12 protein-coding genes are annotated in these 13,086 nt (G+C 71.6%); 3 read left to right on the top strand and 9 right to left on the bottom strand.

Features of this window, described 5'->3' with window-relative positions; all coding sequences use genetic code 11:
• Positions 1–11 precede the first annotated feature (11 nt).
• The gene (locus tag KUG38_RS04545) at positions 12–761 is read right to left on the bottom strand and encodes a hypothetical protein (protein WP_216919402.1); all 750 of its coding nucleotides are present in this window, start codon (positions 759–761) and stop codon (positions 12–14) included.
• Complete coding sequence (gene tilS / locus KUG38_RS04540) at positions 754–1,785, bottom strand: tRNA lysidine(34) synthetase TilS (RefSeq protein ID WP_353617713.1); 1,032 nt, start codon at positions 1,783–1,785, stop codon at positions 754–756. Before tilS ends, KUG38_RS04545 begins: the two co-directional genes overlap by 8 nt.
• A 23-nt stretch (positions 1,786–1,808) precedes the next feature.
• Here tilS and KUG38_RS04535 point away from each other — a divergent pair, with 23 nt between their 5' ends.
• The 3 genes from KUG38_RS04535 to uvrB are packed head-to-tail and all read left to right on the top strand — an operon-like array spanning position 1,809 to position 5,090.
• Positions 1,809–2,579 (top strand): DUF561 domain-containing protein, encoded by a 771-nt coding sequence (locus tag KUG38_RS04535; protein ID WP_216919400.1) that lies wholly within the window; start codon positions 1,809–1,811, stop codon positions 2,577–2,579.
• Positions 2,580–2,606: 27 nt separating this feature from the next.
• Positions 2,607–3,029: a phage holin family protein gene (locus KUG38_RS04530; RefSeq protein WP_216919399.1), complete on the top strand. Its 423-nt coding sequence runs from the start codon at positions 2,607–2,609 to the stop codon at positions 3,027–3,029.
• A gap of 51 nt (positions 3,030–3,080) precedes the next feature.
• Entirely contained in the window at positions 3,081–5,090 is a 2,010-nt protein-coding gene (uvrB, locus tag KUG38_RS04525; protein WP_216919397.1) for an excinuclease ABC subunit UvrB, read from the top strand.
• 23 nt (positions 5,091–5,113) lie between these two features.
• Here uvrB and mscL read toward each other — a convergent pair whose 3' ends face one another.
• The 7 genes from mscL to KUG38_RS04490 all read right to left on the bottom strand — a co-directional run bounded on the left by mscL (position 5,114) and on the right by KUG38_RS04490 (position 12,918).
• Complete coding sequence (gene mscL / locus KUG38_RS04520; RefSeq protein WP_216919395.1) at positions 5,114–5,506, bottom strand: large conductance mechanosensitive channel protein MscL; 393 nt, start codon at positions 5,504–5,506, stop codon at positions 5,114–5,116.
• Positions 5,507–5,539: 33 nt separating this feature from the next.
• Positions 5,540–6,325, bottom strand: coding sequence for an EAL domain-containing protein (locus KUG38_RS04515; RefSeq protein WP_216919393.1), 786 nt, complete (start codon positions 6,323–6,325; stop codon positions 5,540–5,542).
• A 61-nt stretch (positions 6,326–6,386) separates the two neighbouring features.
• Positions 6,387–7,544 (bottom strand): PQQ-dependent sugar dehydrogenase, encoded by a 1,158-nt coding sequence (locus KUG38_RS04510; RefSeq protein ID WP_216919391.1) that lies wholly within the window; start codon positions 7,542–7,544, stop codon positions 6,387–6,389.
• A complete protein-coding gene (locus KUG38_RS04505) occupies positions 7,517–9,352 on the bottom strand; it encodes an MBL fold metallo-hydrolase (RefSeq protein ID WP_216919389.1) in 1,836 nt (611 codons plus the stop codon). Before KUG38_RS04505 ends, KUG38_RS04510 begins: the two co-directional genes overlap by 28 nt.
• Positions 9,353–9,378: 26 nt before the next feature.
• Positions 9,379–11,190, bottom strand: a complete 1,812-nt coding sequence (locus KUG38_RS04500; RefSeq protein ID WP_216919386.1) for an aspartate kinase — start codon at positions 11,188–11,190, stop codon at positions 9,379–9,381.
• A gap of 28 nt (positions 11,191–11,218) precedes the next feature.
• A complete protein-coding gene (holA, locus tag KUG38_RS04495) occupies positions 11,219–12,226 on the bottom strand; it encodes a DNA polymerase III subunit delta (RefSeq protein WP_216919385.1) in 1,008 nt (335 codons plus the stop codon).
• Positions 12,226–12,918, bottom strand: coding sequence for a type II toxin-antitoxin system prevent-host-death family antitoxin (locus KUG38_RS04490; protein WP_216919383.1), 693 nt, complete (start codon positions 12,916–12,918; stop codon positions 12,226–12,228). The genes holA and KUG38_RS04490 overlap by 1 nt, the downstream gene beginning before the upstream one ends.
• Positions 12,919–13,086 lie beyond the last annotated feature (168 nt).

Here is a 13,086-nt window from a genome sequence, read left to right as displayed (position 1 = left end):
CGGGGGCAGGCTCAGCGGACCCTGACCAGCATCAGGCCGCTGAGCAGCTCCTCGTCCTCCTTGTCCATCGGCGCCGCCGTGGCTGGGCTGGACTCCTGCCAGCTCAGTTCCACGTCGTCGGCCAGGGTCGGGTCCGCCTGGTGCAGCTCGATCAGTTCGGGCTCCTCCACCACCTCCGGGATCAGGGAGGGCTCGCTCCAGGGGGCCGCCGGCGTCGCGGCCGTCGCCCCATCCGGACCCTCCTCTGCGGGTGCCGGCTCCAGATCGACGGCGGGGGTCGAGGCTGCCGTGGTGGCTGCCACCGCAGCAGCCGTAGCGGTCAGCCAGGGGGCCGCCGGACCGGTGGCGTCCTGAGTGGTGGCAGCCGGGCCAGGGGCCCCCTCGGCGAGGAAATCAGGGGTGGGTGCGAGGTTGCCAGGCGCCGCTGCCCCCTTGGTCGGGGCGGCGGCCGCCTCATCAATGGCGCACTGTTTGAGACCCTGCTCCGCGATCCTGGTGAGGGCGGCCTCGCTGCTCTGCTCCGCCACGGTCCCGTAGTACCCGGCGGCGGCGGGCTTGTCCCCGTAGCCGTAGAGCTGGGTGTGGCCCAGCAGCAGCTGCAGCCGCAGCTTCAGCCCGGTGAGCTGGGGGTTGTCCGATTGCTGCAGTTCCTGCAGCAGCTCCCCCCCATCGCCCACCACCGTGGCCCATTTCTCCCTGGAGTAGGCCTGCTCGATCACCGCGTAGCGCTGGGCGGCGTCGTTGGCGCTGGTCTCAGCCATGGAGCGGGTCGGATGGGCGGACCCACAGTGTGCTGTGATCCCAGTGCAGTTGCCATCCTTCGGGCAGATCCAGCCGGCCCGGATTCCGGCCGCGGGCCAGCCGGTCCACCAGGGTTTCGAGGCTCCTGGCTTCCGGATCCCGCCCCAGGTGCCGCCGCAGCCAGTGGTGCAGCAGCCGTCGCTGACTGGCCGGGGCCAGGCTGGCCAGCCGTTGGCGTGGCAGCCGAGCGGTGTCCTCTCCCTGCTGCAGTCCCGTCAGGGCCAGGTCCAGCAGTTCCGTCTCGGCCTCGAACTGCGCCTCCAGGCGCTCCGCCTGGGCGCTGATCCGCCGACTGGCCCCGGGATGGAGGGCCTCCAGCACCGGCATCACGTCGGCACGCAGCCGGTTGCGGGCGAAGCGCAGATCCGCGTTGCTGCTGTCCGTCCACACCGGCAGGCCCCGTTCCCGGCAGAGGCGGCCGGTGTCGCTGCGGTCGAAGATCAGCAGCGGTCGTGCCAGCCGCAGGGGGCCGGCGGCCGTCTCCAGGGGCCGGCTGGCCCCCAGGCTGGCCAGGCCCCGCAGGTGGCTGCCGCGGGCGAGGTTGAGCAGCACGGTCTCGGCCCGGTCGCTGGCGGTGTGGCCCGTCACCACATGGGTGCAGTGCCCCTGGAGGGCCGCCGCGGCCAGGCAGCCGTAGCGCCAGTCCCGGGCCGCGGCCTCGCTGCCGGGCACCGGATCGGCCCGGTCGAGCCTCAGGTCCAGTCCCTGGCTCCGGGCCCAACGGGCCAGTTCCCCGGCCTGCTGGGCCGCTTCGGGGCGCCAGCCGTGATCGCCGTGCCAAAGCTGCAGCCGCCAGCCGTGCAGGGGCTGGAGGTCCAGCAGGAGGGTGGTCAGGGCCATGGAGTCCTGCCCACCGGACACGGCCAGCAGCAGCGACCCCCCGGCCGGCAGCAGGGTGGGCTGGCGCAGCAGGTGCCGGTGCAGGCGCGCCTGGTCGCTTCCCCAGGGCCGCCGGCCCTGGCAGGGGTCGGGTGGGAGAATCACGGCATGCGTCCTTCCGTCCGCCGATGACCCGCCTCTCCAGCCTGCCCACCGCCCTGCAGCAGGCGATCCGTCAGGGGCGGGCGCTGAAGGTCATCGCCGGCCTCGACAACTTCGACGCGGCCCGGGTGCAGCGGGTGGTCCGGGCCGCCGCCGCCGGCGGCGCCGACCTGGTGGATCTGGCCTGCGACCCCACCCTCGTCCGCCTGGCCGTGGCGCTGGCACCGGGTCTGCCGGTTTGCGTCTCGGCCGTGGATCCCGCCCTGTTCCCGCCCGCCGTCGAGGCCGGTGCCGCCATGGTGGAGATCGGCAACTACGACAGCTTCTATCCCCAGGGGCGGATCTTCGGTGCCGACGAAGTGCTCGCCCTCACCCGCCGCACCAGGGCGCTGCTGCCGGAGACCGTGCTCTCGGTCACCGTGCCCCACACCCTGCCCCTCGATGAGCAGGAGCGGCTGGCGGTGGAGCTGGTGGCCGCCGGCGCCGATCTGATCCAGACCGAAGGTGGGACCAGCGCCCGTCCCCTCAGTGCCGGTGCCCTGGGCCTGATCGAGAAGGCCGCCCCGACCCTGGCGGCGGCCCATGCCATCAGCCGGGCCGTGGCCGTGCCGGTGCTGTGCGCCTCCGGGCTTTCGGCCGTCACGGTGCCGATGGCCCTGGCCGCCGGTGCTGCCGGTGTCGGGGTCGGCTCCGCCGTCAACCGCCTCGACGATGAACTCGCCATGGTGGCCGTGGTGCGTGCCCTGCGGGAGGCCCTGCCCCTGGCGTCGATGGTTCAAAACGAACAACCTCAGTAAGCTGAAAAGGTTGCGGCATCGCTTCCCATGGGCTCGTTGACCTGGCTTCTGCAGTGGCCGATACGGGCCCTCATTCTGCTGCTGGTGGCTCGGCTGCCCGTGGGGGTGGAGCTGGCGAGCTTCTCCGCCGCCCTGCTGTCGGCCATCGTCATCGCCCTGCTGGGCACCCTGCTGATCTACCCCCTGAAGCTCCTGCTCGGGCCGATCTGGTTCGTCTCCTCCCTGGGAGGCCTGATCAGCCCGGTGTCGTTCCTGTTCAACTGGCTGATCACGATCATCCTGTTCAGCCTGGCCGCCTGGCTGATCAAGGGTTTCCGCCTCCATAACGGCCTGATCAGCGCCATCCTCGGGGCCCTGGCCTACAGCGTGCTGAGCAGCCTGGTGCTGGGCTGGATGGGCCTGGATGTGCCCCTGACCCGGGCGATGGCGGCGGCCTCCGGGGTGGGCTGACCGGTTTTCCCTGCCGGGCCGTTCCCCGTTCGTGACCGCCAGAATGGTCCGATGCCATTCCAGCTTCACGCGCCCTACGAACCCAAGGGCGACCAACCCGCCGCCATCGAGGCGATGGTGAAGGGTGTCGACGGGGGCGAACGCTTCCAGACCCTCCTCGGAGCCACCGGCACCGGCAAGACCTTCTCGATCGCCAACGTGATCGCCCGCACCGGGCGCCCCACCCTGGTGCTGGCCCACAACAAGACGCTGGCGGCCCAGCTCTGCAACGAGCTGCGGGAGTTCTTCCCCAACAATGCCGTCGAATATTTCATCTCCTACTACGACTACTACCAGCCCGAGGCCTACGTTCCCGTCTCGGACACCTACATCGCCAAGACCGCCTCGATCAACGAGGAGATCGACATGCTGCGGCACTCGGCCACCCGGTCGCTGTTCGAGCGGCGGGATGTGATCGTGGTGGCCTCGATCAGCTGCATCTACGGCCTCGGCATCCCCTCGGAATACCTCAAGGCCGCCGTGAAGTTCGAGGTGGGCGACAAGCTGGATCTGCGCGGCTCCCTGCGGGATCTGGTCAACAACCAGTACTCCCGCAACGACATCGAGATCAGCCGCGGCCGCTTCCGGGTGCGGGGCGACGTCCTGGAGATCGGTCCGGCCTACGAGGACCGGCTGGTGCGGATCGAGCTGTTCGGTGATGAGGTGGAGGCGATCCGTTACGTCGATCCCACCACCGGCGAGATCCTCCAGAGCCTGGAGACGATCAACATCTACCCGGCCAAGCACTTCGTGACCCCCAAGGAGCGGCTGCAGGGGGCGATCCAGGCGATCCGGGCCGAACTGCGCGAACGGCTCGAGCTGCTCAACGGCCAGGGGCGTCTGCTGGAGGCCCAGCGCCTCGAGCAGCGCACCACCTACGACCTGGAGATGCTGGAGCAGGTGGGTTACTGCAACGGGGTGGAGAACTACGCCCGGCACCTGGCGGGCCGGGAGGCCGGTACGCCGCCCGAATGCCTGATCGACTACTTCCCCGACGACTGGCTGCTGGTGGTGGATGAGAGCCACGTCACCTGCTCCCAGCTCCAGGCCATGTACAACGGCGACCAGAGCCGCAAGCAGGTGCTGATCGAGCACGGCTTCCGGCTGCCCAGCGCCGCCGACAACCGGCCCCTCAAGGGGGACGAGTTCTGGGAGAAGGCCCGCCAGACCATCTTCGTCTCGGCCACCCCCGGGGCCTGGGAGCTGGCCCAGAGCAAGGGCCAGGTGGTGGAGCAGGTGATCCGCCCCACGGGCGTTCTCGATCCGATTGTGGAGGTGCGCCCCTCCGAGGGTCAGGTGGACGACCTGCTCGGCGAGATCCGGGTGCGGGCCGATCGCCAGGAGCGGGTGCTGGTCACCACCCTCACCAAGCGCATGGCGGAGGACCTCACCGACTACCTGGCCGAGAATGGGGTGCGGGTGCGCTACCTGCACTCGGAGATCCATTCGATCGAGCGGATCGAGATCATTCAGGATCTGCGCAACGGGGCCTACGACGTGCTCGTGGGCGTCAATCTGCTGCGGGAGGGCCTCGACCTGCCCGAGGTGTCCCTGGTGGCGATCCTCGATGCCGATAAGGAGGGCTTCCTGCGGGCGGAGCGCTCCCTGATCCAGACCATCGGCCGGGCGGCACGCCACATCGATGGGGTGGCGCTCCTCTACGCCGACAACCTGACCGATTCGATGGCCAAGGCGATCTCCGAGACCGAGCGGCGCCGGGTGATCCAGCACGCCTACAACGAACGCCACGGCATCACCCCCAGCCCGGCCGGCAAGCGGGCGGGCAACGCGATCCTCTCCTTCCTGGAACTCTCCCGCCGGCTCACCGACGACCAGCTGGAGGTGGCGGCCGAGCAGGCCGAGCAGAACGAGGTGCCCCTCGATGCCCTGCCCGAGCTGATCACCCAGCTGGAGGAGAAGATGAAGGCGGCGGCCAAGAGCCTGGAGTTCGAGGAGGCCGCCAACCTGCGCGACCGGATCAAGAACCTGCGCCACAAGCTGGTGGGGCGCCCCGCGGCCTAGGCGGCATCCGCCGCCTCCGCGGCTTAGAGCGCCCGCCGATCCAGGGCTTCGGCCAGGCGGTTGGCGGCGGCCGCCAGCTCGGCCTGGGGATCGGGCCCGGCATCGGCGGCCTTGACCTCCTCCTGGCGTTTCATCGCCTCGATGGCCCGCACGATCAGGAACACCACGAAGGCGATCACCAGGAAGTTGATCAGGGCCACGATCACCGTGCCGGCGGGCCAGGCACTGATCGAATCCACCTGCGCCGCCTTCAGGGCCGGCTCCAGCAGGTTGGTCATCACCAGGCTGACGATGGCATCCACCACCTTGCCGAAGGCACCACCGATGACGACGGCCACCGCCAGATCGACCACATTGCCCTTGTTGATGAACGCCTTGAAGTCGCTCAGAAAAGAGGTGGCGGCGCGCCGGGCCATGGGACTGTTCCGTGAATGTCTCCCTTTCCTACTTCACGGCTGGAGGTCCCCGTCGGCGTCCTCCGGACCATTGGTTCGCTGATGGAAGCTGATCAGGTCGCCGGCGGAGATCGGAGGGGACAGGAGGAAGCCCTGGGCGGCCTGGACCCCCGCCTGGATGAGCACCTGGAGTTGCTGGGCCGTCTCGACCCCTTCGGCGATGACCATCAGCCGGGACGAGCGGATCAGGGCGGTGAGTCCCTCCAGCCACTCAGGATTGGGCGTCTCCGGGGTGATCATGGCCAGCATCTCGCGATCCACCTTGATGATGTCGAAGGGGCAACGGCTGAGGATGGCGAGATTGGCTCCCCGCAGCAGGCTGACGTCATCGAGCGCCATCTTGATGCCGAGTTGCTGGGCCTGGAACATGCCCGCCAGGCCCAGGGCATCGGGAAGTCCTCGCTCGGTGACCTCCAGGATCAGCTGGGGAATCATGTCGGCCAGGCCGGATTTCATCGCGGCGTAATAGACCCCGCCCCGTCCGGTGATCTCCGGTGGGACGTTGAGACTGAGATGCACGTCGGCATGGCGCCGCAACCAGTCCTTCAGTTCCGCCGCCGCGGTCTCGATCACCCAGTAGGTGAGTACACCCGAGGCAGGGGTGGACTCCAGGGACGGGATGAACTCCCCGGGCATCACCAGAGAGCCATCGGCCCGCCGCCAGCGGATCAGGGCTTCGGCTCCGATGCAGCGGAGATCCGGGAGGGACAGGATCGGCAGATACTGCAGAAAAAACTCACCCTTCGCCAGGCCCGCCGCGATCTCCTCGGGTCGGATCATGAGAATCTCCGTCCCATGGGAAAGGTGATGGTTCGAGAGAGATTGAACCTTAATCCAGACATCAGGGCGCTCCGATGGGTTCCAGGCGCAGCAGCTGGCCATCGCCGGCCCCGTCGGTGAGCACATAAAGGAATCCATCCGGTCCCTGGCGCACGTCCCGCACCCGGGCGCCGATCGGAATCGCCTGCTGGGGTGTCACCGATCCCTCCGGATCCAGGCGCAGCCGATGCACCTGCCGCGACACCAGTCCGCCGGCGAAGAGATCACCGCGCCAGCCCGGATAGCGATCGCCGTCATAGACCGCCAGGCCGGAGGGGGCGATGGCGGGCGTCCAGACGAGGGCCGGATCCCGCAGGCCCGGGGCGCTGGTGGCCGGTGCGATCGGCGGGCCGAAGTACTCGCGGCTGTGGGTCACCCGCGGCCAGCCGTAGTTCACGCCGGCCTCGATCCGGTTGAGCTCGTCGCCATCGCGGGCGCCGTGTTCGCTCGCCCAGACCCGGCCCGTGCGGCGATCGAGGGCCAGCCCCTGGATGTTGCGGTGCCCGAGGCTCCAGAGTCCCGGCAGGGCGCCGGGCTTGCCGCTGAAGGGGGTGCCCCTGGCGGCGCTGCCGTCCGCGTTCAGGCGCAGCACCTTGCCCAGGGCGCTGCCCGGGTTCTGGGCCTGGGTGCGGATCAGCTGCCCCTCCAGTTCGATCGGAGGATTGCCCCCGTCCCCGATGGCCAGCAGCAGGGTGCCATCCGGGAGCCAGAGCAGGCGGGAGCCGAAGTGCTGGGCGCCGCTCTTGCGCTGCGGCACCGCGTACAGCACCTGCACATCGCTGAGGGCGCGGCCGTCGAAGCGGGCCCGGGCCAGCCGGGTGTGGTTGGCCTCGGCGCTGCCGGCCGCATAGGTGAGATAGATCCAGCGGTTGGTGGCGAAGTCGGGATGGACGGCCACGTCCAGCAGGCCCCCCTGGCCGGCGGCCAGCACCTCCGGCACACCACGGATCGGCTCGGCCTGCAGCACGCCGCCCCGCACCAGGCGCAGCCGGCCCGGCCGCTCCGTGATCAGCAGGTCGCCACCCGGCAGCCAGGCCACGGCCCAGGGGTGCTCAAGGCCCCCCACCACCGGCACGCTGCGCACCGGGGCGGAGACGGCCGCGGACTGGCAGCTGGCCAGGACCGGCAGCAGCAGGACCCCGGCCAGCCTGTTCAGGAAGGGTGGACGGCGACGGGCCATGGCTGGGGGGACAGCTCCAGAAGCACCAGGTCGCGCAGGTCGTGGAGCAGGGAGAGCTCGGCGCCGCTGAGCTGACGCGGACGGGTGTCGATCAGGCAGAGCGTGCCCAGGCAGGTGCCGTCCTCGAGGATCAGGGGCGAGCCGGCGTAGAAGCGGATCCGGGGTTCCCCCAGCACCAGCGGATTCTCGGCGAAGCGCTCGTCGAGCCAGGTGTCCGCCACAAGGAGGTCCGAGCGCTGGAGGACCGCATGGGCGCAGAAGGCCAGGTCACGGGAGGTCTGGTCGGTGGCCAGGCCATGGCAGGACTTGAACCACTGCCGCTCGGCATCGATCAGGCTGATCAGGGCGATCGGCACGTCGAAGGCGGCCGCGGCGATCCGGGTCAGCCGGTCGAAGCGCTCCTCCCGCTCCGTGTCCATCAGGCCCAGCTCCCCCAGCCGCCGCAGGCGCCGTTCCTCGTCCTGCGGTGGCCGGGCCCGCTCCCAGCGACAGGGGGTGCGCAGGCTCCAGGCCCGCAGCCGGGCCCTCAGGAAGCTCTCGGAGACGGGCAGCACCAGCCACTCGCTGACCAGGGGATCGTCGTAGCGGGCCTGATCCGCCACGGCCGCCAGCATCACGACGGGGGTCTCGGCCATCGCCGTCGCCGCGGACTCCCGCAGCCTGCGGACCAGCCCGGGGCCATCGCGGACGGGGAGCGCCTGCTCCAGCAGCAGCAGGGACGCCCCGTCGCGCTCGAGACGCTCCTCCAGATCGGCTTCGCCGCCGACCACATGGAAGGGCAGGCCTTCCAGGCGCAGGGCGGTGGTGAGGGCCGCCTCCAGATCCCTGTCCGTCACCCAGACCAGGGCCGGGGGGCCGCCGGGATCGCCGCTGAGGGCCCCGGGTCCGGCTTCGGCCCCCGCTGCGGCCGAAGGGGTGCCGGCTGCGGCCTCCGGGGTGCGGGGGGTGGTGCGCAGAACCAGCCCCTCCGAGGCCGCCAGCACCTCGAGGGGCGCGCCCCGCTCGGCCAGATCGGCGCGCACACCGGCCAGGATCAGGTCGATGGTCGCGTCGTTGCGCAGCGGGTCGTGGTGGGTGAGCGCCAGCCGGGCCACTCCGGCCTCCTCGCAGAGGCGCACGGCGTACTCCACCGAGCTGTGGCCCCAGCCGAGCTTGGCGGGGAACTCCTGGGCCGTGTACTGGGCGTCGTGGATCACCAGGTCGGCCCCCTCGATGAACTCGGCGTAGTGCAGGTCCTGGCCGGAGAGCGGACCGAGGCCGCTGGCCAGTTCGGGCGCGTGGGGTTCGTGGTCGCAGCAGTAGATGACCGTGGCCCCGTCGGCCTGGAGCCGGTAGGCCAGGGTGAGGGCGGGATGGTTGAGCAGGTGGGTCGTGATCGTCACGTCCCCGATCCGGAAGGTGCCCTCGTGCAGGTCGTGGTAGCGGATCGTGGCGGCGAACTGCTCGAGGGTGACGGGGAAGTAGGCGTGCTGCATCTGGCCGGAGAGCACGCTGCGCAGGCTTCCCGAGAGGCCGCTGGGGCCGAAGACGTCCCAGATGTGGCCAGGGGCGAAGAAGGGGGCGAAGAAGGGGAAGCCCTGGATGTGGTCCCAGTGGGTGTGGCTGATCAGCAGCGACCCCTCCATGCCATCGGGGCGCTCCTGCATCAGGGCCTGCCCCAGCCCGTGGGCGCCGGTGCCGCAGTCGATCACCAGCAGGGTGCCGGCGTCGGAGCGGACCTCCACGCAGGAGGTGTTGCCGCCGAAGCGGAAGGTGTCCGGGCCGGGCTTGGCGATCGAACCGCGGGTTCCCCAGAACCGAACCAACATGCCCCGACCCTGGCGCGGCCCCAAGCCTAGGGAGCTTCTGTCCCCTGGGCCGCATGTCGCGCCGCGCCGCCGAGGCCGAAGGCCTGGTGCACCGCCTGCAGGGCGCGCACGCCATCGGCCTCCGCCACCACGCAGCTGGTGCGGATTTCGCTGGTGGCGATCAGGGAGATGTTGATGCCCGCATCGGCCAGGGAGCGGAACATCCGCGCCGCCGTGCCGGCGGTGCAGGCCATCCCGGCGCCCACGGCGCTGACCCTGGCGATGGCTGGGCCCTCCTCGAAGCAGGCGCCCTCCCACTGGCGCAGGATCGGGGCCAGGGCCCGCTCGGCCCCCGGCCGGTCGTCGCGCCGCAGGGTGAAGCTCATGTCCCGCCGCCGGTCCTCCGGGCCGCCGTGGGTGCGCTCCGACTGCACGATGGCGTCGAGGCTGATGCCCGCATCGGCCAGGCCCCGGCAGATGGCCGCGGCCGCCCCGGGCCGGTCGGGCACCCGCCGCACCGACACCTGCACCTGGTCGCGGTCGAGGGCCACGCCCCGCACCGCCGGATCCCCCAGGTGGCAGGGGGGTGGATCGTGGCGCAGCTGCTGGTCGGCGAGCTCAAAGGCCTCGCCGGCGGCCCGCAGGGCCCGGGCCCCCAGCTGGCCATCCACCACGCAGCTCACCTTCACCTCGCTGGTGGCGATCAGGCGCAGGTTGATGCCGAGGCGGGCCATGGTGTCGAACAGGCGGGCCGCCACCCCGGGGCGGCCCAGGATGCCGGCCCCGGCGATGCTGAGCTTGGCCATGCCCGCCTCGGCCGAGAGCTGGGCCCCATCGGCCCCCATGGCCGCCAGCACCTCCTGGCACACCTGGCGGGCGCGCTCCATCTCCGTCGCCGCCAGGGTGAAGGCGATGTCGTTGCTGGCGCCCTCGTGGATCGCCTGGACGATCAGGTCCACGTTCAGGCCGGCGGCGCCGAGGGCCTCGAACAGGGTGGCGGCCACCCCCGGCCGGTCGGGGACGTGGGAGAGGGCCAGCACCGCCTGGTCGGCCTCCAGTTCCGCCCCGTCCACGGGCCGGCCCAGCTCCAGCCCCTCACTGCCGATCGGCCGGGCCGGACCGCTGGTGAGCCGGGTGCCGGGGGCCTGGCTCCAGCTGGAGCGCACCGTCAGGGGCACCCCGTAGTTGCGGGCGATCTCCACGGCCCGGGGGTGGAGCACGGCGGCCCCGAGGCTCGCCAGTTCCAGCATCTCGTCGCAGCTGACGCTGTCCATCAGCTGGGCATCGCTCACCTTGCGGGGATCGGTGGTCAGCACCCCGGGCACATCGGTGTAGATCTCGCAGCCGTCGGCGCCGAGGGCGGCCGCCAGGGCCACCGCCGAGGTGTCGGAACCGCCGCGGCCGAGGGTGGTGATCTCCGGGGTGCCGGCGTGGCCGCTGCTGGTGCCCTGGAAGCCGGCCACCACCACCACGTGGCCGTCCTCCAGCAGGCGGCGCAGCCGCTCGGTGCGTACCTCCAGGATCCGGGCCCGGCCATGGGCCGATTCGGTGATGATCCCGGCCTGGGTGCCGGTCATCGAGACGGCGGGCACGCCTTCGGCATGGAGGGCCATCGACAGCAGGGCGATCGACACCTGCTCGCCCGTGGCCAGCAGCATGTCCATCTCCCGGCGGGGGGGATCGCTGCAGAGGCTGGCGGCCATGCCGGTCAGTTGGTCGGTGGTGTGGCCCATGGCCGACACGACGACCACCAGCTCATGGCCCTCTTCGCGGCTGGCGGCGATGCGGCGGGCCACCGCCCGGATCCGCTCGGTGTCGGCCACCGAGGTCCCTCCGAACTTCTGAATCAACAGGGCCATTCCCGCGTTGCCGGCGCATCCGGCCCGATTATCGACGCGGGGCGCTCCCGGGCTGGGCCAGGGCGGCCAGCAGGAAGCCGTCCCGGAAGGCGTCGCCGGGGTCGGCGCCGCGCTTGAGGGCGGCCTCCACGTCGAGCAGGCGGCGCAGCAGGGCCAGCAGTTGCTCGGGGCTGCGGCCGCGGATCTGCTTGCGCATCACGTAGATCCGTTTGGGATTGCCGATCCCAGCGGCCTTGGAGATCACGGCCACGTCCTGCTCGCCGCTGCGCTCCAGCAGGCACACCCACAGCCAGCCCCGGATCTGACTGGCCAGGGCCGCCACGATGCGCAGGGCGGGTTCGCCCACCTCCAGCAGGGCCTCCACCAGGGCGATGGCCTCGGCCGGGTTCTGGGCCAGCAGGGCGTCGCCCACGGCCAGGCTGCTGGTGACCTGGCCGCCGATCAGGGCGGCCACCGCCTCGGCGGTGATCGGCCCACCACGGCCGCCACCACCTCCGGCATGGAGTGCCAGCTTCTCCAGCTCGCTGGCGAGCCGCATCCCGTCGCTGCCGATCGCCTCGGCCAGGGCCTCGGCCGCCGCCGGCGCCAGGGTCAGGCCCCGGTCCCGGGCGGCGCTTTCCACCCGTTCGATCTGACCGGCTCCATCCCAGACCGGCGGCAGGGTGAAGCCGTGCTCCTCGGCCAGGGTCCGCAGCCGCTTGGTGGTGCGCAGCCGGGCGTCGGGCTTGCCGTCGCTGACCAGGAACAGGTGGCAGTCGTCCGGGATCAGCGCCACGGAGGCCTCCAGCTGGGCGGCCAGCTCCGCCGGGCAGGCCTGGCAAAAGGGACTGCGCTGCACCACCACCACCCGGGCCCCGGCGCCGAAGGGGGGGGTGCGGGCCTCCTCAAGGGCCCGGGCCGCCTGGACGGCATCGGCCCCATCCAGCCGGCTGAGGTTGATCGAGGCCCAGGCGGGATCCACCAGGGCCTCGATCCGGTCCGCCAGGGCCCGTTGGCGGGCGGCCTCGTCGTCGCCCCAGTAGAGGTGGATCGGCATCAGGGCAGGGGCGGCCCAGCCGGCAGGGGCAGGGAGGCGAGCAGGCGGGGGTCCCGGCTGATCATCGCCGTGGCTCCGCCATGCAGGGCCGAGGCCAGCTCCAGGGCGCCATCGGGCCCCAGGGCCGGCCCGGTGCCGGGCCGCTGCAGGTGTGCCGCCGCCAGGGCGACCTGGGGCGTGAGGCTCACCAGGGTCCAGGCTGCAGGATCGCTGAACACGGCTTCGTAGCGGGCCGCCAGGGTCTCGTCCCCCCGGAGCAGGGGCCCCTCCACCAGCGTCCTCAGGGTGGCCATGCTCAGGACCCCGCGCCAGTGGCCGGCGGCGATCGCGGCGATCAGGGGCTCGTGCCGGCGGCTGCTGGCGTCCCCGCGCAGCCAGGGAATCAGCACCGTGGCGTCGATGGCCACGGCCGATCCGAGGGCCAGGATGGCGCCGCCGTCCAGGGGCGTGATCAGGGGCTTGGCCGGTCCGCGGCCGCCGGCGGGGGGCGGCTGGGGATCGGGCCAGCAGTCGCGGCCGCTGCCCTTGAGGGCGATCAGGGCCTGCCGCTGGGCCCGGTGGCGCCGCCCCAGGGGGACCAGGGCGGCCACCGGGTGGCCATGGCGTGCGATCAGGGTCTCCTCGCCCTCCCGGGCCCGATCGAGCAGTTCGGGGAAGCGCTTCCTGGCCTCGAGCACGCCAAGGGTGTGCATGGTCGCGGGGCCGGTATCGGAATCTGTACACAATGTACAGGTCTCGGATTCAGTGGCGAACGACTGCCCCTGCCCCGACCGGCGCTTCCCGTAGCCTCGCCGTTTCCCCCCTCCGGGCTGCAGGCCGCGCCGGGCGCCGGGGGAGGTTCTGCGCCCCGGGGCGCCGCA

Origin of the sequence: Synechococcus sp. CCAP 1479/9, assembly GCF_019038535.1 — a bacterium.
In the GTDB taxonomy this organism is placed as follows: domain Bacteria; phylum Cyanobacteriota; class Cyanobacteriia; order PCC-6307; family Cyanobiaceae; genus Cyanobium.
This window is presented reverse-complemented; position numbering and strand designations above follow the sequence as displayed.